This window comes from Streptomyces sp. NPDC003036, from assembly GCF_040611175.1.
Taxonomy (GTDB): domain Bacteria; phylum Actinomycetota; class Actinomycetes; order Streptomycetales; family Streptomycetaceae; genus Streptomyces.
Genome location: NZ_JBEXNO010000033.1, coordinates 12739 through 32797, shown reverse-complemented (window position 1 = coordinate 32797; position 20059 = coordinate 12739). Strand labels below are relative to the sequence as shown.

The 20059-nt window shown below is 73.1% G+C and carries 24 protein-coding genes and 1 pseudogene; 10 read left to right on the top strand and 15 right to left on the bottom strand.

What is annotated here, in order from left to right; genetic code table 11:
• Window positions 1-4: 4 nt before the first annotated feature.
• A complete protein-coding gene (locus tag ABZX67_RS23390; protein ID WP_355363208.1) occupies window positions 5-682 on the bottom strand; it encodes an alpha/beta family hydrolase in 678 nt (225 codons plus the stop codon).
• Between the two features lie 241 nt (window positions 683-923).
• Here ABZX67_RS23390 and ABZX67_RS23385 point away from each other — a divergent pair, with 241 nt between their 5' ends.
• From ABZX67_RS23385 to ABZX67_RS23350, 8 genes and pseudogenes are all read left to right on the top strand, one after another.
• Window positions 924-1757: a M55 family metallopeptidase gene (locus ABZX67_RS23385; RefSeq protein WP_355363206.1), complete on the top strand. Its 834-nt coding sequence runs from the start codon at window positions 924-926 to the stop codon at window positions 1755-1757.
• On the top strand, window positions 1750-3111 hold the full coding sequence (locus tag ABZX67_RS23380) for a M20/M25/M40 family metallo-hydrolase (protein WP_355363204.1): 1362 nt from the start codon (window positions 1750-1752) through the stop codon (window positions 3109-3111). The genes ABZX67_RS23385 and ABZX67_RS23380 overlap by 8 nt, the downstream gene beginning before the upstream one ends.
• Before the next feature lie 27 nt (window positions 3112-3138).
• Window positions 3139-5118 carry a prolyl oligopeptidase family serine peptidase gene (locus ABZX67_RS23375; protein WP_355363202.1) on the top strand — a complete coding sequence of 660 codons (1980 nt, stop codon included), beginning with the start codon at window positions 3139-3141 and terminating at the stop codon, window positions 5116-5118.
• Window positions 5115-6044, top strand: a complete 930-nt coding sequence (locus tag ABZX67_RS23370) for an LD-carboxypeptidase (RefSeq protein ID WP_355363200.1) — start codon at window positions 5115-5117, stop codon at window positions 6042-6044. Before ABZX67_RS23375 ends, ABZX67_RS23370 begins: the two co-directional genes overlap by 4 nt.
• A 79-nt stretch (window positions 6045-6123) precedes the next feature.
• Window positions 6124-6408 (top strand): hypothetical protein, encoded by a 285-nt coding sequence (locus tag ABZX67_RS23365; protein ID WP_355363198.1) that lies wholly within the window; start codon window positions 6124-6126, stop codon window positions 6406-6408.
• A gap of 217 nt (window positions 6409-6625) precedes the next feature.
• Window positions 6626-7372 (top strand): annotated as a pseudogene (locus ABZX67_RS23360) (beta-ketoacyl synthase N-terminal-like domain-containing protein); the annotation flags it as partial.
• A 58-nt stretch (window positions 7373-7430) separates the two neighbouring features.
• Window positions 7431-8663, top strand: a complete 1233-nt coding sequence (locus ABZX67_RS23355) for a thioesterase domain-containing protein (RefSeq protein ID WP_355363196.1) — start codon at window positions 7431-7433, stop codon at window positions 8661-8663.
• Window positions 8660-9214, top strand: a complete 555-nt coding sequence (locus ABZX67_RS23350) for a carboxymuconolactone decarboxylase family protein (RefSeq protein WP_355363194.1) — start codon at window positions 8660-8662, stop codon at window positions 9212-9214. The genes ABZX67_RS23355 and ABZX67_RS23350 overlap by 4 nt, the downstream gene beginning before the upstream one ends.
• Window positions 9215-9389: 175 nt before the next feature.
• Here ABZX67_RS23350 and ABZX67_RS23345 read toward each other — a convergent pair whose 3' ends face one another.
• The 3 genes from ABZX67_RS23345 to ABZX67_RS23335 form a co-directional block, all read right to left on the bottom strand.
• A complete protein-coding gene (locus ABZX67_RS23345; RefSeq protein WP_355363192.1) occupies window positions 9390-9851 on the bottom strand; it encodes a MarR family transcriptional regulator in 462 nt (153 codons plus the stop codon).
• Window positions 9852-10028: 177 nt separating this feature from the next.
• Window positions 10029-11114, bottom strand: coding sequence for an adenosine deaminase (locus ABZX67_RS23340; protein WP_355363190.1), 1086 nt, complete (start codon window positions 11112-11114; stop codon window positions 10029-10031).
• A 97-nt stretch (window positions 11115-11211) separates the two neighbouring features.
• Window positions 11212-11961, bottom strand: a complete 750-nt coding sequence (locus ABZX67_RS23335) for a GntR family transcriptional regulator (RefSeq protein WP_355363188.1) — start codon at window positions 11959-11961, stop codon at window positions 11212-11214.
• A gap of 232 nt (window positions 11962-12193) precedes the next feature.
• Here ABZX67_RS23335 and ABZX67_RS23330 point away from each other — a divergent pair, with 232 nt between their 5' ends.
• Together ABZX67_RS23330 and ABZX67_RS23325 are read left to right on the top strand one after the other, a co-directional pair.
• The gene (locus ABZX67_RS23330; protein WP_355363186.1) at window positions 12194-13666 is read left to right on the top strand and encodes an MFS transporter; all 1473 of its coding nucleotides are present in this window, start codon (window positions 12194-12196) and stop codon (window positions 13664-13666) included.
• 150 nt (window positions 13667-13816) lie between these two features.
• Window positions 13817-14383, top strand: coding sequence for a GNAT family protein (locus tag ABZX67_RS23325; protein ID WP_355363184.1), 567 nt, complete (start codon window positions 13817-13819; stop codon window positions 14381-14383).
• Between the two features lie 77 nt (window positions 14384-14460).
• Here ABZX67_RS23325 and ABZX67_RS23320 read toward each other — a convergent pair whose 3' ends face one another.
• The 11 genes from ABZX67_RS23320 to ABZX67_RS23270 are packed head-to-tail and all read right to left on the bottom strand — an operon-like array spanning window position 14461 to window position 19933.
• The gene (locus ABZX67_RS23320; protein ID WP_355363182.1) at window positions 14461-14634 is read right to left on the bottom strand and encodes a CsbD family protein; all 174 of its coding nucleotides are present in this window, start codon (window positions 14632-14634) and stop codon (window positions 14461-14463) included.
• Between the two features lie 51 nt (window positions 14635-14685).
• The gene (locus ABZX67_RS23315) at window positions 14686-15117 is read right to left on the bottom strand and encodes a gas vesicle protein K (RefSeq protein WP_355363180.1); all 432 of its coding nucleotides are present in this window, start codon (window positions 15115-15117) and stop codon (window positions 14686-14688) included.
• Window positions 15107-15373: a gas vesicle protein gene (locus ABZX67_RS23310; protein ID WP_355363178.1), complete on the bottom strand. Its 267-nt coding sequence runs from the start codon at window positions 15371-15373 to the stop codon at window positions 15107-15109. The genes ABZX67_RS23315 and ABZX67_RS23310 overlap by 11 nt, the downstream gene beginning before the upstream one ends.
• Window positions 15370-16176, bottom strand: a complete 807-nt coding sequence (locus ABZX67_RS23305) for a GvpL/GvpF family gas vesicle protein (protein WP_355363176.1) — start codon at window positions 16174-16176, stop codon at window positions 15370-15372. The genes ABZX67_RS23310 and ABZX67_RS23305 overlap by 4 nt, the downstream gene beginning before the upstream one ends.
• Complete coding sequence (locus tag ABZX67_RS23300; RefSeq protein WP_355363174.1) at window positions 16176-16595, bottom strand: gas vesicle protein; 420 nt, start codon at window positions 16593-16595, stop codon at window positions 16176-16178. Before ABZX67_RS23300 ends, ABZX67_RS23305 begins: the two co-directional genes overlap by 1 nt.
• A 27-nt stretch (window positions 16596-16622) precedes the next feature.
• Window positions 16623-17630 carry an SRPBCC family protein gene (locus tag ABZX67_RS23295; RefSeq protein WP_355363172.1) on the bottom strand — a complete coding sequence of 336 codons (1008 nt, stop codon included), beginning with the start codon at window positions 17628-17630 and terminating at the stop codon, window positions 16623-16625.
• Window positions 17627-18091: a hypothetical protein gene (locus ABZX67_RS23290; protein ID WP_355363170.1), complete on the bottom strand. Its 465-nt coding sequence runs from the start codon at window positions 18089-18091 to the stop codon at window positions 17627-17629. Before ABZX67_RS23290 ends, ABZX67_RS23295 begins: the two co-directional genes overlap by 4 nt.
• A complete protein-coding gene (locus ABZX67_RS23285) occupies window positions 18088-18336 on the bottom strand; it encodes a gas vesicle protein GvpG (RefSeq protein WP_355363168.1) in 249 nt (82 codons plus the stop codon). Before ABZX67_RS23285 ends, ABZX67_RS23290 begins: the two co-directional genes overlap by 4 nt.
• 38 nt (window positions 18337-18374) lie before the next feature.
• Complete coding sequence (locus ABZX67_RS23280) at window positions 18375-19088, bottom strand: GvpL/GvpF family gas vesicle protein (protein ID WP_355363166.1); 714 nt, start codon at window positions 19086-19088, stop codon at window positions 18375-18377.
• A 5-nt stretch (window positions 19089-19093) separates the two neighbouring features.
• The gene (gene gvpJ / locus ABZX67_RS23275; RefSeq protein WP_355363164.1) at window positions 19094-19552 is read right to left on the bottom strand and encodes a gas vesicle protein GvpJ; all 459 of its coding nucleotides are present in this window, start codon (window positions 19550-19552) and stop codon (window positions 19094-19096) included.
• Window positions 19553-19561: 9 nt separating this feature from the next.
• Window positions 19562-19933 carry a gas vesicle protein gene (locus ABZX67_RS23270; protein WP_355363162.1) on the bottom strand — a complete coding sequence of 124 codons (372 nt, stop codon included), beginning with the start codon at window positions 19931-19933 and terminating at the stop codon, window positions 19562-19564.
• Window positions 19934-20059 lie beyond the last annotated feature (126 nt).

The window sequence follows — 20059 nt, the reverse complement described above, 5'->3', positions numbered from 1 at the left end:
CCCCTCACGGCCCGTCCGGCGCGGCGCCCGGCACGGCCATCTGGCCGAACCAGTCCCGCGCCGCCACGGCGACCTCCTCCAGCGCGCCCGGCTCCTCGAACAGGTGCGTGGCACCCGGCACGACGTGGATGCGGTACGGGGCCCTCAGCCGCTCGGCGGCCTCCTCGTTCAGCCGCAGCACCACATCGTCCTCGCCGCCCACCACCAGCAGGACCGGCGCGCGCACGGCGGGCAGCACCTGCTCGCCCGCCAGGTCCGGGCGCCCGCCCCGCGACACCACGGCCCGGACGCCGGCCGGCCGCTCGGCGGCCGCCACCAGCGCCGCGGCGGCCCCGGTGCTCGCGCCGAACAGCCCCACCGGCAGCCCGGCCGTGCCCGGCTCCCTGCCCAGCCAGTCCACCGTCGCGGTCACGCGCCGCCCCAGCAGCGGGATGTCGAAGCGCAGCTCGGCCGTCATCATGTCGACGCGCTCCTCCTGCTGCGTGAGGAGGTCGAGGAGCAGGGTGCCGAGCCCCGCCTCCCGGAGCGCCTCCGCGACCGCCCGGTTGCGGGGGCTGTGCCGCGAGCTGCCGCTGCCGTGGGCGAAGGCCACCACGCCCCGCGCGTCCGCCGGCACCGCCAGGTCGCCGACCAGGGTCGCGTCACCGGCGTCGATACGGGCGGTCCGCGATGCCGTCGTCATGGCCCACACCTCCGTCGTCCGGCCCGGCCGAGCCCCTCTCCCGCCGCCCGGGGTACCCGCCGGCGCCCGTGACATGCGGCCCGCAGGGTCTGTTTCCCGCCCCGGGACGGTCGGTAGGGTCGGACTTCTCCGCCCCACGGAGCACGGAACGCACCAGGGAACGCAGCACGGTACGCACGACGGAACGCAGCACGGAAGCACGACCGAACGGACCACGGAACGGAGCGGCACGCCAGTGGGCTTGAAGATCCTCATCAGCGCCGACATGGAGGGCGCCACCGGCGTCACCTGGCCGGCCGACGTGCTGCCGGGAACCCCCCAGTGGGAACGCTGCCGCGCCCTGTTCACCTCCGACGTGAACGCCGCGGTCCTCGGCTTCTTCGACGGCGGCGCCGACAGCGTCCTGATCAACGAAGCCCACTGGACGATGCGCAACCTGCTGCTGGAACGGCTCGACGAGCGCGCCGAAATGATCACCGGCCGCCACAAGTCGCTGTCCATGGTGGAGGGCGTCCAGCACGGCGACGTCGACGGAGTCGCCTTCGTCGGCTACCACACGGGCGCCGGCAGCGAGGGCGTCCTCGCCCACACCTACCTCGCCAACTCCATCACCGGCGTCTGGCTCAACGGCGTACGCGCGAGCGAGGGCCTGCTCAACGCCCATGTCGTCGCCGAGTACGGCGTACCCGTCATCCTCGTCACCGGCGACGACCTGACCTGCGACGACGCCCTCGGGTACGCGCCCGAGGCCCGCAAGGTCGCCGTCAAGGACCACGTGTCGCGGTACGCCGCCGTGTGCCGCACCCCCACCCGTACGGCCGCCGACATCCGCGCCGCGGCCAAAGAGGCGACCGCTCTCGCCGTACGGTACAAACCGGTGCGCGGCGGGCCGTTCACGGTGGAGCTGGAGTTCGACGCCGAGCACCTCGCGGCCGCCGCCACCGTCGTACCCGGCGTGGCGGTGAGCGGCGAGCGGCGCGTGGCGTACACCAGCGAGACGATGTACGAGGGCATCCGCGCCTTCAAGGCGGTCACCACGATCGTCTCGGCCGCGGTGGAGGAGCAGTATGGCTGACGTGACGTCCCAGGGCACCCCGGCGAACGGGCCCTTCGACACCGACTCCGAGGCGCTCGACGAGGTGGTGGCCTTCACCTCCGAGCTCATCCGGATCGACACCACCAACCGGGGCAGCGGTGACTGCCGGGAGCGGCCCGCCGCGGAGTACGTCGCCGAGAAGCTCGCCGAGGCCGGGCTGGAGCCGGCCCTCCTGGAGCGCACGCCCGGCCGCACCAACGTGGTGGCGCGGATCGAGGGCACCGACCCGTCCGCCGACGCGCTCCTCGTCCACGGCCACCTCGACGTCGTCCCCGCCGACGCCGACGACTGGGACGTGCACCCCTTCTCCGGCGAGGTCCGCGACGGGCTGGTGTGGGGCCGGGGCGCCGTCGACATGAAGAACATGGACGCGATGATCCTGGCGGTCGTCCGCGAGTGGGCGCGCCACGGCATCCGGCCGCGCCGCGACATCGTCATCGCGTACACCGCCGACGAGGAGGCCAGCGCCATCGACGGCGCCGGCTACCTGGCCCGCCACCAGGCGCACCTCTTCGAGGGCTGCACCGAGGGCATCGGCGAGTCCGGCGCCTACACCTTCCACGCCGGGCCCGATCTCGCCCTCTACCCCATCGGGGCGGGGGAGCGCGGCACCGGCTGGGTGAAGCTCACCGCCGAGGGCCGGGCCGGCCACGGCTCCAAGGTCAACCGGGAGAACGCCGTCAGCCGCGTCGCGGCGGCCGTCGCCCGCATCGGCGAGCACCAGTGGCCCGTCCGCCTCACGCCCACCGTGCGCGCGGCCCTCACCGAGATCGCCGCCCTGTACGGCATCGAGGCCGACGTCGACGCGCCCGACTTCGACGCGGACGCGCTGCTCGCGAAGCTGGGCCGCGCCGCCGCCCTCGTCGAGCCGACCGTCCGCAACAGCGCCAACCCGACGATGCTGCACGCCGGTTACAAGGTGAACGTGATCCCGGGGACCGCCACCGCCCACGTCGACGGGCGGTTCGTCCCCGGCGGCGAGGACGAGTTCGCCGCGACCATGGACCGGCTCACCGGTCCGGACGTCGAGTGGGAGTTCCAGCACCGGGAGATCGCCCTCCAGGCACCCGTCGACTCGCCCACGTACGCCAAGTTGCGCGCCGCCCTGCTGCACTTCGACCCGGACGCGCACGTCGTGCCGTTCTGCATGTCCGGCGGCACGGACGCCAAGCACTTCGCCCGCCTCGGCATCACCGGCTACGGCTTCTCACCGCTGAGGCTCCCCATCGGCTTCGACTACCAGGCGCTCTTCCACGGCGTCGACGAGCGCGTCCCCATCGAGGCGCTCCACTTCGGCATCCGCGTCCTCGACCGCTATCTGCAGACCGCGTAACGACCGTACAGAGGGGGAGCACCCGGAATGGTACCCACGGGGGCTTACGGAACCTGGCCGTCACCCATCGACGCCTCGCTCGCCGCCGCGCACGACGGCCGTCCCGAGTACGTCGGCGTGGTCGGCGACGAGGTGTGGTGGACCGAGCCCCGGCCCACCGAGGGCGGCCGGCGCGCCCTGGTGCGCCGGCGCGCCGACGGCACCGAGCAGCCGGTGCTGCCCGCCCCCTGGAACGTCCGCACCCGGGTCGTCGAGTACGGCGGCCGGCCGTGGGCGGGGACGGTGCGGGAGACCGGGCCGATGGTGGTCTTCAGCCACTTCCCGGACCAGCGGCTGTACGCGTACGAACCCGGCGGCGACACCCCGCCGCGCCCCCTCACGCCCCTCTCCCCGGTCGGCGGCGGGCTGCGCTGGGCCGACCCCGTCGTCCACCCGGAGCGCGGCGAGGTGTGGTGCGTCCTGGAGGAGTTCACCGGCGAGGGGCCGGGGGAGGTGCGGCGCGTCGTCGCGGCCGTCCCCCTCGACGGGTCGGCCGCCGGCGACCGGGCCGCCGTACGCGAACTCACCGACGGACGGCACCGGTTCGTCACCGGACCCCGCCTCTCGCCGGACGGGCGCCGCGTCGCGTGGCTCGCCTGGGACCACCCGAACATGCCGTGGGACGGCACGCTCCTGATGACCGGCGAGGTGGGCGAGGACGGGCCCTTCACGGGCGTACGGCGGGTCGCGGGCGGCGGCGACGAGTCGGTCTGCCAGGCCGACTGGGCGGCAGACGGGTCGCTGCTGTACGTCTCCGACCGGCGCGGCTGGTGGGAGCCGTACCGGCTGCGGTCCGGCTCGTCGGAGCCGGTCGCCCTGTGCACCGGCCCCGCGGAGGAGTTCGGCGGGCCGTTGTGGAAGGTGGGCCTGAGCTGGTTCCACCCGCTCGACAGCGGCCTCGTCGCCGTCATCCACGGCAGGGGCGCCACCGCCCTCGGCATACTCGACCCCGAGACCGGCGAACTCGTCGACGCCGCCGGGCCCTGGACCGAGTGGGCGCCCACCCTCGCCGCCCACGGCAGTCGCGTCATCGGCGTCGCGGCCAGCCCGCGCAGCGCGTACGAGGTCGTCGAGCTCGACACCGGCACGGGCCGGGCCCGGGTCATCGGCTCCGCGCACGACGACCCCGTCGACCCCGCGTACTACCCCGAACCGCAGATCCGCACCTTCACCGGCCCCGACAACCGCGAGATCCACGCCCACATCTACCCGCCGCACAACCCGGACCGCAGCGCCCCCGACGACGAGCTGCCGCCCTTCGTGGTGTGGGCGCACGGCGGCCCCACCGACCGCGCCCCGCTCGTCCTCGACCTGGAGATCGCGTACTTCACCTCGCGCGGCATCGGCGTCGCCGAGGTCAACTACGGCGGCTCCACCGGCTACGGGCGCGCCTACCGCGAGCGGCTGCGCGAGCAGTGGGGCGTGCTGGACGTCGAGGACTGCGCGGCCGTCGCCGAGGCGCTCGCCGCCGAGGGCACCGCCGACCCGGCCCGCCTCGCGATCCGCGGCGGCAGCGCGGGCGGTTGGACCGCCGCCGTCTCGCTCGCCGTCACCGACGTCTACGCCTGCGGCACGCTCCTCTACCCCGTCCTCGACCTGGAAGGCTGGGCCGAGGAGACCCACGACCTCGAGTCGCGCTACCTGGAGTCGCTGATCGGCCCGCCCGGTGACGTGCCCGGCCGCTACCGCGAGCGCGCGCCGATCGAGCTGACCGAGCGGATCACCGCGCCGTTCCTGCTGCTCCAGGGGCTCGACGACGTCGTCTGCCCGCCTGCCCAGACGGAACGTTTCCTGGCTCGGATGGCGGGGCGTGGGGTGCCGCACACGTACCTCGCCTTCGAGGGGGAGGGGCACGGCTTCCGGCGGGCCGACACCATGACGCGGGCGCTGGAGTCCGAACTCGCGCTGTACGTCCAGGTCTTCGGCGTGACCCGCTTCGACGTGCCGCTGCTGGAGCTGCGGAAGTGACGGAACGCATACGGCCGTTGGAGCGGCCGCACCGGCTGAGGCCCGGGGACCGCGTCGCGATCGTCGCGCCCAGCGGCCCGGTGGCCGAGGAGCGGCTCCGGGCGGGGCTGGACATCCTGCGCGGCTGGGGCCTCGATCCGGTGGTGGCGCCTCATGTCCTCGACCGGCACCTGGGCTACCTGGCGGGGGACGACGCCGCACGCGCCCGCGACCTGACGCGGGCCTGGTGCGACCCGTCCGTCGCGGCGGTGATCTGCGCGCGCGGCGGTTACGGCGCCCAGCGCATGGTGGACCTGGTCGACTGGGCGGCGATGCGCGCGGCCGGGCCCAAGGTGTTCGCCGGCTACAGCGATGTGACCGCGCTCCACGAGGCGTTCGCCGTACGGGGCCTCGCCACGCTGCACGGCCCGATGGCCGCCGCCGTCACGTTCCTGCACGACACGCGTACGCAGGAGTCGCTGCGCGCCACGCTCTTCGAGCCCGAGTCCGTACGCACCCTGGGGCTGGAGACCGCCCGCCCCCTGGTGCCGGGCCGGACGCGGGGCGTGACCCTGGGCGGCTGCCTCACCCTTCTCGCCGCCGAGCTCGGCACGCCCGGGGCGCGGCCGTCCGCGCGGGGCGGCCTGCTGCTCCTGGAGGACACCGGCGAGGAGCCGTACCGTCTGGACCGCGCGCTCACGCAGCTGCTGCGCGCCGGGTGGCTGGACGGCGTCTCGGGCGTCGCCCTCGGCTCCTGGCAGGACTGCGGCCCGTACGCAGCGGTCCGCGCGACCTTGTGCGACCGGCTGGCCGGGCTCGGCGTGCCGGTCGTCGAGGAGCTTGGCTTCGGGCACGGCCCGACGAACCTCACGGTGCCGCTGGGCGTGCCCGCCGTCCTGGACGCGGAGGCGGGCACGCTGACGCTGGAGGTGCCGGCGCTGCGATGAGGCCTCGCGGGGTGCCTCGCGGGACTCCGTTCGGGCGCACCCGGGTATGGCCGGTGGGCCGGGCGGTCACCCTGTCACCATGAGCCAAACCGACGAAGAGGTCGCCGAGCGCCTGGTACCCGTATGGCTGGAGGAGGCCGCGCGGTTCGAGCCGCGCGCCGCCGAGGAGGCGCGGCGCGGCTGGGAGCAGGGGCGGCTGTCCCCCGATGCCGCCCGGGAGCTGGCCGACTGGGTCACGGCGCGCGTGACCGAGACGGCCTTCAACAGGGACGAGGGCCCCGCCCGGCGGGGCCCGGTGCGCGTGACCGTCGCCGACAAGGCCGCCGTGCACCGGTGGCTGGCGGCGCAGGGGTACGACGTCTGACGCCGCGCAGACCTGGCTGGACCGCTCGCCGTGGATGGGCCCGCACCGAGCCGCCCCGGTTGTGCACGTTGACGCCCGGCCATTCCTGGTGCGGGCCTTGGCTGCCGGTTCCGAGCCTGCGGGCAGGAGTGTGACAGAGGACACAGCAGAGGTGCGGCATGTGGCCGGGGGGAGAGCTTCCGCTGCCCGCCGCCCCACATGACCGCAGGTCACCGCGGTGGTCCGGGGGGAGGCGATAAAACATCCGCACGACGGACCACGTTCGACGCTCCCTCCGACACCGCGGCCGCGTATTCCGCTTTCGTCGGAGGCGATCGGCGCTATATGGTCAACCGAGTTGACGATCACGGGGGGTGTTCGATTGTCTGCTCCATCAGCGCGTCCGGACGCGAACGACATCGCGGACTGGCTGGCCGCTCAGCTCGGTGAGGAACTCGCCCTGCCCGAGGCGCAAGTCGACCGCACGGCGACGTTCTCCTCGCTCGGCCTCGGCTCCCAGGCCGCCGCCGCTCTGATCGGCCGTCTGGGGCAGTATCTGGGGGGCTCCTTGCCCATAGCCCTGCTGTGGGCCCACCCTACGGTGAACGGCCTCGCCGCCGCAGCGGCGGGAGAGACCGAGGAGCCCGAACCGCCGAGTGCGAAGCGGTCCTTGGGCGGGCACACGGCCGAGCCGGTGGCCGTGGTCTCCATGGCCGTACGGCTCCCGGGCGCCGACTCCCTCGCGGAGCTGTGGGACTTGGTGACCGCCGGCGCGGAGGCCATCGGTCCGCCGCCGCCCGACCGGTTCCCGGAGGCCGGCGCGTCCCTTCCCCACGCGGGCTATCTCCGGCAGGGACTCGACGCGTTCGATCACCGGTTCTTCCATCTCACCCCGCGCGAGACGGCGGACCTGGACCCCGTGCAGCGGCTGTTCCTCGAAGTGTGCTGGGAGGCCGTCGAGGCGTCCTCGCTGCCGCGCACCGGCCTGGCCGGGCGTCGTCCGCGACTCCGGGGCACCCCCGCTGGACGCCCTGGAGCGGGAAGTGCACGCCCAGCTCCCGGCGTACATGGTCCCGCGACGGATCATCGGACTGGACGCCCTGCCGGTCACCGCCAACGGCAAGGTCGACCGCGGCGCGCTGGAGGCGTACGCCCAGGAGTCCGGCACCCGGCCGGCCGCCGAGGCGCCGCGCGACGACATCGAACGCTTCCTGGCCGAGGTGTGGGCGGAGTTGCTGCCCAACCCGCCCGTCGGCAGGGACGACGACTTCTTCGCACTGGGCGGGAACTCCCTCCTCGGCGTGCGGCTGATGTCCCGCGTGCGCAAGGGCCTCGGCGCCACGCTCCCGCTCTCCGTGCTGTTCACCCACTCCACGGTCGCCGCCATGGCCGAGGCCGTCCGCGACGGCCGGGCGGGGCGTACGACGCTGGTGCCGATGGCGTCCGGCGGCACCGGCCCCACCTCGTACTGGATCCATCCCGTCGGCGGTGACGTGATGTGCTACCGCGACGTGGCCCGCCTGCTCGGGGGTCCGGTGACCGGCGTCCAGGTGCCTGACGGGCCGGCCTCCGGGACCGGACTGGCCGGACTGTCCGGACTGTCCGGGCTCGCCGACCTCTACGCCGACGCGATCGCCGCGGACGCCACCGGGCCCGAGGTGCGGATCGCCGGCTGGTCGATGGGCGGGGTGCTCGCCCTGGAGGTCGCCGAACGCCTGTCCGCCCGAGGCCTCACCGTGGCGCCGGTCATCGCACTCGACCTCATGGAGCACCCCGACGCACGGACGGACGAGCCGTCCCACGCGGACCTGCTCGCCTGGTTCGCCCGGGACGTCGCTCAGGTGGCCGGGGTCCCCGACCCCCTGGCGGGCTTCGACCCGGAGCAGGCCGACGACCCCGTGCACGCCGTGACCGAACGGCTCCGCGGGTGCGGGCTGCTGGGCGTCGACACCGACGACGAGACCCTCGACGCGCTGCTGTCCCGCTTCACCGCCAACGCCCGTGCTCTCGCGGCCCACCGGCCGGGCACCTACACGGTGCCCGCCGTCCTGATCCGCGCCCGCGAGGGTGCCACCGAGGAGGTGACGGCGGCGTGGGCGGAGCACCTGTCCGGGCCGGTGACCGTCCACGTCCTCGACGGCGACCACTACTCGGTGCTCAGGCCGGACCGGATCGAGGCCCTCACCTCGCTGGTCCGCGCGGCCTGGGACATCCCCGACTTCCGGAAGGCGAACCCGTCATCCGGCCAACACCGTCCCGAAAGGACGTCATCATGAGCGAGTTCACCCGCCACGACATCGACTCGGCCCCCGAGAAGGCGCGACCCATCATCGAGAACACCGCCAAGGGCTTCGGGTTCGTCCCCGCCCCGGTCGCCCTCATGGCCGAGTCGCCGGAGCTGCTGGAAGGCTTCATGACGGGCAACGGGCTGTTCAACAAGACCACGCTGAGCCCGCTTGAGCGTGAAGTCCTCATCCTCACCATGGCCACCACGGTGGAGTGCCACTACTGCGTGGCGATGCACTCCGCGATGCTCACCCGGCAGGGCGCCGACCAGGGCCTGATCGAAGCGCTGCGCACGCGCACGCCTCTGGAGGACCCGAAGCTGGAGGCCATCCGGGTGTTCACGCTGGCCGTGATGGAGGGCCACGGCAACGTCGCCCCCGAGGTCATGCAGAGCTTCCTCGACGCCGGCTACACGCGCCGCAACGCCCTCGAAGTGGTCCTCGGGCTCGGCGTCTACACCATCTCGACCTACGCGAACCGCATGACCGAGGCGCCTGTGGACGAGCCGTTCAAGGCGTTCGAGTGGCACGGCAAGCACTGACCGGGCACTGACCGGGACTGACCAGGAACTGACATGACGAACCCGAGGAAAGGTGCCGTATGAGACGGGCCACCCTGCGTCTGACCCGCGCCCCATCCCGTGCCCGTACGGCTCACCACGACGAGTCGTACGGGCACTTCGCGTCATGGCGGAGCCGGCGCAGGCTGGCGTCGCGTCAGGCGCCCAGCCACCCCACGAACCGGTCCAGTCCGTCGTGGCCACCGACCTGGGCCAGGACGTCCTCGACGAGGAGCATCTCCCGTTCGCCCACCGTGTCCGCCCATTCGGCCCGCAACTGGTTGAGGATCTCGCCCGACGCCGTGAGGGCGTCGACGCCCCGGGGCGTGAGGAACACCTCGATCTGCCGCTGGTCCAGGTCACTGGGCCTGCGCTGCACGTAACCGAGGCTCTCCAGCCCGGCCACCGTCTTGCTGGCGGCCTGCTTGGACACGCCCAGCCTCCGCCCGAGGTCGGAGATGCTCCCGCCTCGGCTGATCATCTGCATCGCGAAGCCATGAGCCGGGCGCAGATCAGGGTGCCCCACCTCGGCGAGGCGGGCGTGGAGCTCGTCGATCAGCACGCGGAAAGCCGTGAGAAGCAGGAAGGGAAGGGCGTTCCCGGGGCGTTCGGGCGTCATGACGAGTGAGCGCTCCAGCTGAGTCGCGTGGTCTTCTCGGCGGCCGGACGCAGGACACGGCTACGGCACCGATGGTAACCGGCCGCGAGGCGGAACGAGAGGACAACGCCGTGCGGCGACGGCCCGGACCACGCGGTCCGGACCGTCGCCCACCTGCACAACCTCGCCGTGGCCGGTTCAGAGGGCCGCGTAACCCGGGCGGATCACCTCGTCGATGAGGCGGCGGCGCTCCGGCAGCGGCAGGAACGCGGCCTCGACGGCGGCGACCGTGAACTCCTCGAAGACCTCGGGCCCGTAACCGAAGGCGTCCGCCATGTGCTGGAACTCCCGGCTCATCGTGGTGCCGGAGACCAGGCGGTTGTCGGTGTTCAGCGTGATGCGGAAGCCGAGGCGGCGCAGCTGGTCGATGGGGTGCGTGGCGTAGTCCTTCGCGGCGCCCGTCTGCAGGTTGGAGGTCGGGCAGACCTCCAGGGCGATGCGGTTGTCGCGGACGTACGCGGCCAGGTGGCCGAGCGTGCCGTCCTCGGCGATGTCGTCGGTGATCCGGACGCCGTGGCCGATCCGCTCGGCGCCGCAGACCTGCACCGCCTCGTGGATGGACTCGGCGCCGACGGCCTCGCCCGCGTGGATGGTGAAGTGGCAGTTGTGCCGCTTGAGGTGCTGGAAGGCGGGCAGGTGGCGGGCCGGCGGGTTGCCGATCTCGCCGCCCGCGATGTCGAAGCCCGCCACGCCGCGCTCGCGGTGCGCGACGGTCAGCTCGGCTATCTCCAGCGAGCGGTCCGTGTGGCGCATGCCCGTCAGCAGCGTGCCGACGGTGATGCGGCCGTCGGCGCGGCGCTCGCCCTCGCGGAAGCCGTCGTTCACCGCCTCCACGACCTCGTCCAGGGTGAGGCCGGCGGCGAGGTGCTGCTCCGGGGCGTACCGCACCTCGGCGTAGACCACGCCGTCCGCCGCCAGGTCCTCGGCGCACTCGGCCGCGACGCGGAACAGCGCCTCGCGGGTCTGCATCACCGCACAGGTGTGGGCGAACGTCTCCAGGTAGCGCTCCAGCGACCCGGAGTCGGCGGCGTCCCGGAACCACACGGCCAGCTCGGCCGGGTCCTCGGTCGGCAGGCCGGTGTAACCGCAGTCGCGGGCCAGCTCGATGATCGTCGCGGGGCGCAGGCCGCCGTCCAGGTGGTCGTGGAGGACGGCCTTGGGGGCGCGCACGATCCAGTCGGCGGGAGCGGGGGAAGCGGCGGGGAGGTTGTCAGACAAGTGCATGGGGCGGGAGTGTACGCCACGAAGGCGGGGCGGCGCCGTGACGCGGGTGACAGCGGTGCCGGCGCCGGGCGGGCCGGGCGCGGGTGCCCGGGTGCTCTCAGGACGACTGGAGGACCGGCAGCGCCGCCGCGCCCGTCGGGAGCATGTGCTTGGCCGCCATGACCGGGGTGTCGTTCACCCGCACCACCTGGGTGACCAGCACCGCCGGGGTGTCGGCCGAGCGGGCCAGCTGCTCGCCCCGCCGCTGGCCGACGAGCGTCGCCGTCACGGTGCTGTGCGCCGTCAGCGGCACGCCGCGCGAGGCGCCGGTCAGCACTGCCAGCATCGACGTACCGACCGGGTCGGGCTGGGTCTCCAGGGCCCGGGCGAAGGCCGGGTGCACGCGCTGCAGGACGTCCTCGGCCGCCGCCCACTCCTGGCTCAGCGCCGCCGCCGTACCGTCCGCCGCCAGCAGTGACTCCCAGAACCGCAGCTCCGCCCGGGCGGGCGCCAGCAGGTGCTGGGTGGTGAAGTCCGTCGGCTCCTCGACCGTGCGCAGCAGGCCCCGTACGCGTACGGGCGCGCCCGCGCCGATCAGCTCCTCCAGGGGCTGGATGTGCTCGAAGCCGCGCCGCGGCGGGCTGTCGTTGACGGTGCGGCCCACCCCGCGGCGCACCGACAGCAGGCCGTCCTCCTGGAGCAGCAGCAGGGCCTCGCGCAGGGCCGGGCGGCTGACGCCCAGCTCGGCGGCGAGCTTCGGCTCGGAGGGGAGGGTGGAGCCGGGCGGATAGGTGCCGGCGTGGATCGCGTCCACGATCCGCTCGTACAGCACCACGACCGGTCTCCGCTGCTCTGCGCTGACCACCACTGCCCCTCCTCGGCTCACTTGTCAGCAAGTTATGCGAGCCGGACCGGGCAAGCAATGCCACACCCTCCTGCCCGCTCTCATGTGAGCTGGGAAAACAGCAAAAGTTTGCCCGGAGGTCTTGACGTCGACGCGCGTAGATCTCAGGCTGTGTCAGCAATGCTTGTCTGACAAGCATGCGCATCGCTTTTTCGATCTCCCGACATGACATGACATCCAAGGCAAAGGGGCCGACATGTCCATCTCGTTCGGCCGGACGCGTTCCGGAGCCGAAGCGGCCACATCCGATCTGGCGGGGCGCGGCCCCATGCTGCTGGCGATGGTCCTCGCCGTCCTCGGCTACCAGATCAACGCGACCATGCTCAGCCCCGCACTGCCCGATGTCATCGAGCGCCTCGGCACCACCACCGCGGCGGCCGGCCTCTCCCAGACGCTGTTCTTCCTCATGGCGGCCATCGGCCAGGTCACCCTCGCCCGCCTGAGCGACCAGCGCGGCCGGAAGCCGATGATGCTGATCTGCGCCGTCGTCCTGATCGTCGGCAACCTGCTCTGCGTCTTCGCGCCGAACATCGAGATCTTCATCGCGGGCCGCGTCCTCCAGGGCGTCTCCGCCGCGATGTTCACCCTCGCCTTCCTCACCCTGAACCAGCTGCTCACCCCGGCCGGCTTCGGCAAGGCCGCAGGCATCATCACCGCCGTCAACGGCGGCCTCGCCGGTGTCGACGCCATCGCGGGCGGCCAGATCGCCGACACCATCGGCTTCCGCGGCATCTTCGTCTGCTCCACGCTGATCGCCGTCGCCGGCCTCCTCGGCGTACGCCGGTACGTCCCCGACGTCCCGCCCACCGCCGACGCCGACGCCCGCTTCGACTCGCGCGGCATCGCCGCCCTCGCCCTCGGCCTCACCGGCATCCTCGTCGGCCTCGCCCAGGGCGCCGCCTGGGGCTGGACCTCCGCCCTCACCCTCGGCTTCCTGCTCGGCGGCGTCGCCTCCCTCGTCTTCTTCGTCGTCTCGCAGAAGAGCGCCGCCAACCCGGTGATCGACCTCGACGTGCTCGCCTCGCGCCGCGCCTGGCCGCTGCTGCTCACCACCATCTGCACCCTCGGCGGCGCCTTCGGCGCGATCGCGCTCACCATCCCGCTCTTCTCCCAGGACGCGCGCGTCGGCCTCGGCCTCTCCGCCGTCACCGCCGCAGTCCTGTTCCTGACCCCGATCCAGCTGATCGGCGTGGTCTCGGCCCCGCTGACCGGCCGCCTCGGCCCGAAGATCGGCTGGCGCACGGTGGTGGTCGCCGGCGCGATCGCCAACTTCGCGATCTTTGTCTTCGCCACCCTGTTCCTGCACACCGAGTGGATCCTGGTGGCGGCCCTCGCCGCGCTCGGCGTCACGTACGGCGGCTTCATGCTCACCGGCCTCAACGGCCTCGCCGTCACCACCGCGCCCAAGGACAAGCCCGGCTCCCTCTCGGGCCTCAACGGCGCCTGCTTCGGCATCGGGGCCTCGCTCGGCATCGCCCTCGCGTCCGCCATGATCACGGCGGGCAGCGACGCGGGCGGCGTCACCGAGGCCGGCTACCAGCACGCGATGTACGCGGCGCTCGCGCTCCTCGCCATCGGTGTCGTCACCGCACTGCTCATCCAGCGCCCGGACCCGGCGGAGTCCGAGGACGCGGACGGCGAGCCCCAGGTGGTCCTCACCCACCACTGAGCACCCGCGCGGCGCACGTGGCCGCCCGCCTGCCCGGCACCCCGCCGGGTACGCGGGCGGCCACGCCGTCTCGGCCGGGCCTCAGTCGATCCGCTCGGCACGAGCCAGGCGTCACTCCCGGGCCCTTGATCGCCCGGCTAGCCTGAGCGGATGCATGGCACCCGTTCTTCCGCCTCTCCGTATCTGATCGAGGGCCCGCGTGTGGGCCTGCGCCACCTGACGTACGACGACGCCGACGAGTTCGTCGCGCGGGCCGGAGAGAGCCGGGACCTCCACAAGCCCTGGCTCTTCCCGCCCGCGAGCGCCGACGCGTACGCCCGCTACGCCCAGCCCCTCATCGAGAGCGGCGACCGCGAGTCCTTCCTGGTCTGCGAGCGGGAGGCGGGCGGAGCCATCGCCGGGTTCGTCAACATCAACAACATCGTGCGCGGCGGCTTCCTCAGCGGCGCGCTGGGATACGGGGCCTTCGCCCACGCCGCCGGGCGCGGGCTGATGAGCGAGGCGCTCGGGCTGGTCCTGCGATACGCCTTCGGTCCGCTGGGCCTGCACCGGCTGGAGGCCAACATCCAGCCGCTGAACGCCGCCTCCCTCGCGCTCGTACGCCGCGCCGGCTTCCGGCTGGAGGGCTTCTCGCCCGCGTTCCTCTTCGTCGACGGGGAGTGGCGCGACCACGAGCGCTGGGCGATCACCGCGGACATGGTCGACACGCTCGCATAGAAGCGGCCGGCGGGAGAAGGACCGCGAGGAGCGGTCGGTCTCCCGCCGGCCGGCGACCGGAAGGGTGGGGACAGGGGTCAGTGCTTGAACGTGTCCTTGGCCTTCTCGGCCGTCTGCTTCGCGTCACCCTTGGCCTGCTCCGCCCGGCCCTCCATCTCCAGGCGCTCGTTCCCTACGGCCCTGCCGGCGACCTCCTTCGCCTTCCCCTTGGCGGTCTGGCCGGCGTTCTTCGCCTTCTTCCCAGTGGCCATGTCTGTCACCTCCAGTGACGCTTCTGCCCGCTGCGGCGCTGACCAATCAGGTCAAAAGGGATCCTCCGTGGGCGGGAGCAGACTGCCCAGCGGACCCAGGTCCAGATTCAGATCCGCCATCGTCAGGCCGTAGCGCGCGCACAGCTCGGTCATCCGGTCGTGCAGCAGCATGAGCGTCGTCCCGAGGCGCTCCTCCTGCTCCTCCGTGAGGTCACCGGCGTCCACCCGGTGCAGGGCCTGCCGCTCCATGAGCTGCCGCAGCAGCTCGACCAGGGTCAGGACGAGCTTCATCAGGTCGCGCTCCACCGTGTCGGGATCGGTGCTGATCCGGTGCGTGGGCGCGGACGGGCGCCCGCGCCCGGACCGGGGCAGCTCGCGCGGTGCGGCGGGGAGCAGCCGGAAGGCGCGCGCCGCCGCGTCGGCGAGCTCCTGGTAGCGGTCGACGGGCCCGTGGGGGGCACCGCCGCGAGGGTCAGCGGACATCCCGCACCGGCCCGGTACCCGGGACGCCTCGGACCGCCGGCAGGGCGAGCTCCGCGAAGGGGGACGGGTTCTCCGCGCTGATGGACACGATCAGGGTGCGCAGGGAGATCCGTACGAGGTCGATGTCGGCGACGGACAGCGTGATGTCGCCGGTGACCACGACACCGCTGGTGAGCAGCCGGTCCAGCAGGTCGATCAGCGCGATCTGCCGGCCGGGCGGCCGCGCCGTTCCTTCCACGCCGCCTGCGCTCGTCATCCCGCGCTCGCCTCCCGCCCGGGGGCGGCCGGCGCGGCCGCGAAGGAGTACGGCGCCCACGGGCCGGTGACCTCGGCGTGGACGACCTCGGTGCCCGCGGCCGCCTCCTCCACGGCGGCGCGGAACGCGTCGGACATCTCGGCCGCCACCAGGTAGGCGTGGTTGGCGATGTTCTCGAGCGGCCCCTGCACCAGCGGCCCCTGCTGCACCCGGTGCCGTGTGTGCTCGACGGCACGGGAGCGGGCGGCGGTGTGGACGCGTTCGGCAGCCGCCAGGGCCTCGCGGTAGGCGCTGTCCCAGGTGTGCCGTTCGTGGCGGCGGGTCCGCAGGTAGGACCGGCCCGGGCTCAGCCCCTCCTCGGCGGGCGGGGCCGAGGCCGCCGGGGGAGCGGCCGCCGGAGGCACGAAGAAGACCTTGACGCCCCACTCCACATGACCGGCGAGCCGCGCGAGGCGGGGCAGGAACTCCGCCCGGCCCGCCGCCAGCATGGCGCGGACCCCCGCGTCGTCGCGGTAGACCGTGGCCAGCCGCAGCGGCAGCACGGTGGTGTGGGCCGCCACCGCGTCGACGACCCCGTGGTGGGCCCGGGCCACGGCCTCCAGCCAGGTGAGGTCCTCCAGGTGGGCGGCGAGCGGCTCCTCCTCGAAGTCGGCGGCCGGTACGTCGCTGACGACCGCGGCCACTTCCCGGTCCGCCACGGCGCGCACCGGCGCGCCGCCGACGCCGCGCACCCCGGCCACGCCGTCGGACAGCCCGGGTGCCGCCTCGGCGATCCCGTACAGATAGCGGACCGTTCCGCTCATCACCGGCCTCCGGAGCGCCGCCCGCCGCCCGGGTCCTCTCGGCCCCGGCCCCGGACTTCCTCGTCGGCCGCCGAGAGGGACTGCCGGGCCGTGCGCAGCTCCGCGATCTCCTCGCGCAGCCGCCGGTTCTCCTCGGCGAGCCCGGGCCGCTCGGTCGCCCGCGACGAGAGCGCGGGATCGTGTTCCCACCAGTCGATGCCCATCTCCTTGGCCTTGTCGACCGAGGCCACCAGCAGGCGCAGCTTGATGGTCAGGAGCTCGATGTCGAGGAGGTTGATCCGGATGTCCCCCGCGATGACGATGCCCTTGTCCAGTACGCGCTCCAGGATGTCGGCCAGGTTGCTCGACGAGCTCTGCCCGTACGGCGATCCCGCGCGGGAGGGGAAGGAGCCGAGGTCGCGGGGGAGGGGGTCGTTCACGGCCGACCGGCCTCGATCCGGCGCCGTTCAGCGGCGCGAGGGGGCACCGCGGCGCGGCCGTTCGTCCTCGAACTCCTCGTACTCGTCGTAGGTCTCGTCGTCACGCGCATCGTCGTCCTCGGGCGCATCGTCGTCGTACCTCTTCTCGCGCTCGTACGGCTCCTCGTTCTCCGGTTCCCGGTCGTCCCGGTCGGCCCGGTCGTCCCTGTCGTCCCGGCTCTCCTGATCCTCCTGGCCCTCCTGGCCCTCCTGGCCCCGGTCCTCCCGGTCCTCCGGCCCCTCGTCCTCCCCGCGGTCCTCGGTCACCTCGCCGTCGCGGATCTCGCCCCGCCACCCCTCGGCGGGCTCGTCCTGGAGGGTGACGTACTTGCGGAACAGCTTCAGGTCGAGACGGGCGCGCCTGCCCTGGGCGCGCCAGATGTTCCCGGTCTTCTCCACCAGCCCCTTCGGGAAGTACTCCAGGACCAGGAGCACCTTGGTCAGGTTGTCGCCCAGCGGGTGGAAGGTGACCGCTCCCTTGGTGGTGCCCTTGCCGCCCTCCGACCTCCAGACGATCCGCTCGTCCGGGACCTGCTCGACGACGGTCGCCTTCCAGCTGCGGTTGGCCTTGGCGACCTTCACCTGCCACTGCGAGGTGGTGTCGTCGGTCCGGTCCACGTTGACCACTCCCTTGGCGAAGCGGCCGAAGTCCTGGAAGCGCGTCCACTGGTCGTACGCCTGGCGTACGGGTACGCCCACGTCGACGTCCTCGATGACGACGACGCTCTTGGACCGGGTCTCGCCCTTGCGGCCGCCCTTGCCGCCCAGGCCCAGCAGCCCGGACACCCGGTCCTTCACGCCACCCTTCACCTTCGACAGCACAGCCGAGCCCACCATGCCCCCGGGGTTGCCGAGCTGCCGGGTCGCCTCACCGAGGCGCTCTCCGGCGGTGGTGACGGCGTGTTCCGCCCGGGCCTCCAGGTACTGCCGCAGTTCCTCGATGAGCCGGTTGCCGGCCTCGCCGGTCAGGCCCGCGGGTCCGCTGCTGCCGGTCATTCCTCGGCCCTCCTCTTCGTACGCTCGCGGTCGGGTTCCCGGTCCCGGTCGGGTTCCCGGTCCCGGTCCCGGTCCCGGTCCGGCTTCTGGTCCCGGCGCTCCCGGCCCCCGTCCGGCTCCTGGTCCCGGTCCGGCTCCCGGTCCCGGCCCCGGTCGCGCTCGGGGGTCGGGACCTGCTCGCGGAGGCTGAGGGTGCGCTCGTGCAGGGTGTCGGCCAGCCGGTCCGCCTGGGCGGCCACGGCGGTGGCGGCGGCCTCCCTGCCGGCCGTGAGCAACTCCTCACGGATCCGGCCGCCGAGGTTCCCCAGGGCGGGCGACCCCATGATCTGCGAGGTGACCTTGGTGGGGTCGATCTTCTTCCGGAGCACCCAGCTCGCCACCGTGAGGGCGAGCTTGCCCTTCTTGGTCCGTCCCAGCACGTAGCCGCTGAGCAGTGCCGCACCGGTCGTCATGTTCGTCATCGTGTGCCCTCCCGGAAGCGGCGGATCTCGTCGAGCCGGTCCAGCAGCTCGTCCTCCCGCCGGTCGAAGGTCTCCTGGTCGATCCCGCCCGAGAGCAGCTCGCGCTCCAGCTCCGCGAGCGCCCGGATGACGGGCCCTTCGTCGTAGTACTCCTGCTCCGCCGCGTCGGCGACCCGGCGCACCACCCAGCCCACGCCCCGCACGGGGGCGAGCGGGAGGGTGAGCAGCTGACTCAGTACGCCCATGACCGGATGGCCTCTTCTCGACGGCGCCCCGATGGCGCCTAGACGAAGCTGTAGGGGGGAAGCGGTCCGTGGATCCGGAAGTCGAAGTCCTCGCCGTACTCCTCGGCGAGCTGGGCCTCCCGGGCCGCGAACTCCTGCTGCCGGGGCCGCTCGACGAGGAAGGAGGCGCCGAGGAAGTCGTCCCCGGCCGCCTCCGACACCCTGGTCTCGCGCGCCAGCGGGCGCAGCGCTTCGACGATGCCGGAGCCGAACGACGCGTGGCGGGCCTCGACCTCGCGGGCGACGAGCTCGCCGAGCGCCAGCTTCAGTTCCTGTCCGCCGCGTCCGGCCCGGATCTCGTCGTTCATGCGGCGCGCGTCGTCGGACTGCCGCAGCACTTCGCGCAGCAGTACGTCCTCGTCGCAGGAGACCTTCAGGTGGAACTCGGCGCAGCCGTGGAGGGCCGCGAGCCGCTCCTGGTAGGCGTCGGCCCGCTCCTCCAGGGTGTCGCGGACGGACTCGTCGTCCGGGGCGAGGGCGCCGAAGCGCAGTGGGAGCACGGTCGCCTGGCTCATAAGCTCTTCGAGGACCGTCTCGTGGGCGAGCACGTCGCGGCGCTTGGCGCGCAGCCCGTCCGGCGCGTCGCTGACCACGGCGGCGACCGACGACCCCTTCACCACGCGGAGCGGCCGCGGGGGGTCTCCCACCCCGGCCATTCCGTCGAGCCGGAGCGGGTGCGTGGCCGCCATGACCGCGTAGACGTAGACCGACATGGGGCTCACTCTTCCCGGTGCCTGGGGGGCCTGCGTTCGGACCGGGACCTCTCACGCTCCTCGACCGGTTCGGGCTCTCGCTCGGACTGCTCGTCCCGGCCCTTGCGGAACGACTCGGAGAACGCCTCCACGGCCCCGGTCAGCGCTCCCTTGCTCTTGCCCCGGGCACCGCCCTCGGTGACCTCGCCGACCACGTCGGTCAGCTGGGCCGGGGCCTTCCGTCCGGTCTCCAGGTCGAGGCGGTTGCACGCCTCGGCGAAGCGAAGGTACGTGTCCACGCTGGCCACCACGACACGGACGTCGACCTTGAGGATCTCGATGCCCACCAGGGACACGCGGGCGAAGACGTCGATGACGAGGCCCCGGTCCAGAATCAGTTCCAGCACGTCGTAGAGCGATGACGCGGAGCCACCGCCCCCGCCGCGTGCGACGGCGCCTCCGCCGCCTTGTGGCACCACGGTCATGGTGCCTCCTCACATTCGTGGGTCGATCTGCGCCCGCGTATAGCGACGGACCCGTTCGTACGCCATCAGCTCGCCGTCCGCGTCGAGCGTGACCCGGTAACTGGCCAGCACGCTGGTCGTCTCGGGGATCCTTTCGAGCTCCAGGACCTCCACCTCGGCCTCCCACCCGTCCTCGGTGGGCCGGAGGGCCGAAATGGACTCCGGGGCTCTTCCCAGCAGCTCCGTCAGCTGATCGGCAGCGGAGCGCATCGCCTTGGGAGCGGACATTCGCCTACGAGGCCCTTCGCTTCCGTCGCGGCGCCCGCTGTCACGGGGCTCGTCGCGCGGGTCGTCGGGGTCGGGTTCACGGGCCGGTCGCTCGGAGGGCATCGCACTGCTCACCCACTGTCAAAGCTGCGTAAAAGCATCAAATGAATCATATAGGACATGTGGGTGGATCCGGCCGTCCTGGCGGGAATCCGTCGGAACGGCCGGGCGGGGCGGCCGGCGCCGCGCGCACACGGAGCG

What these genes read in the sequence shown, in the direction of transcription:
- ABZX67_RS23390 (WP_355363208.1), bottom strand. Translation starts at nt 682, where the DNA reads ATGACGACGGCATCGCGGACCGCCCGTATCGACGCCGGTGACGCGACC.
- ABZX67_RS23380 (WP_355363204.1), top strand. Translation starts at nt 1,750, where the DNA reads ATGGCTGACGTGACGTCCCAGGGCACCCCGGCGAACGGGCCCTTCGAC.
- ABZX67_RS23375 (WP_355363202.1), top strand. Translation starts at nt 3,139, where the DNA reads ATGGTACCCACGGGGGCTTACGGAACCTGGCCGTCACCCATCGACGCC.
- ABZX67_RS23365 (WP_355363198.1), top strand. Translation starts at nt 6,124, where the DNA reads ATGAGCCAAACCGACGAAGAGGTCGCCGAGCGCCTGGTACCCGTATGG.
- ABZX67_RS23350 (WP_355363194.1), top strand. Translation starts at nt 8,660, where the DNA reads ATGAGCGAGTTCACCCGCCACGACATCGACTCGGCCCCCGAGAAGGCG.
- ABZX67_RS23345 (WP_355363192.1), bottom strand. Translation starts at nt 9,851, where the DNA reads ATGACGCCCGAACGCCCCGGGAACGCCCTTCCCTTCCTGCTTCTCACG.
- ABZX67_RS23340 (WP_355363190.1), bottom strand. Translation starts at nt 11,114, where the DNA reads ATGCACTTGTCTGACAACCTCCCCGCCGCTTCCCCCGCTCCCGCCGAC.
- ABZX67_RS23330 (WP_355363186.1), top strand. Translation starts at nt 12,194, where the DNA reads ATGTCCATCTCGTTCGGCCGGACGCGTTCCGGAGCCGAAGCGGCCACA.
- ABZX67_RS23325 (WP_355363184.1), top strand. Translation starts at nt 13,817, where the DNA reads ATGCATGGCACCCGTTCTTCCGCCTCTCCGTATCTGATCGAGGGCCCG.
- ABZX67_RS23320 (WP_355363182.1), bottom strand. Translation starts at nt 14,634, where the DNA reads ATGGCCACTGGGAAGAAGGCGAAGAACGCCGGCCAGACCGCCAAGGGG.
- ABZX67_RS23315 (WP_355363180.1), bottom strand. Translation starts at nt 15,117, where the DNA reads ATGTCCGCTGACCCTCGCGGCGGTGCCCCCCACGGGCCCGTCGACCGC.
- ABZX67_RS23310 (WP_355363178.1), bottom strand. Translation starts at nt 15,373, where the DNA reads ATGACGAGCGCAGGCGGCGTGGAAGGAACGGCGCGGCCGCCCGGCCGG.
- ABZX67_RS23305 (WP_355363176.1), bottom strand. Translation starts at nt 16,176, where the DNA reads ATGAGCGGAACGGTCCGCTATCTGTACGGGATCGCCGAGGCGGCACCC.
- ABZX67_RS23295 (WP_355363172.1), bottom strand. Translation starts at nt 17,630, where the DNA reads ATGACCGGCAGCAGCGGACCCGCGGGCCTGACCGGCGAGGCCGGCAAC.
- ABZX67_RS23290 (WP_355363170.1), bottom strand. Translation starts at nt 18,091, where the DNA reads ATGACGAACATGACGACCGGTGCGGCACTGCTCAGCGGCTACGTGCTG.
- ABZX67_RS23285 (WP_355363168.1), bottom strand. Translation starts at nt 18,336, where the DNA reads ATGGGCGTACTGAGTCAGCTGCTCACCCTCCCGCTCGCCCCCGTGCGG.
- ABZX67_RS23280 (WP_355363166.1), bottom strand. Translation starts at nt 19,088, where the DNA reads ATGTCGGTCTACGTCTACGCGGTCATGGCGGCCACGCACCCGCTCCGG.
- gvpJ (WP_355363164.1), bottom strand. Translation starts at nt 19,552, where the DNA reads ATGACCGTGGTGCCACAAGGCGGCGGAGGCGCCGTCGCACGCGGCGGG.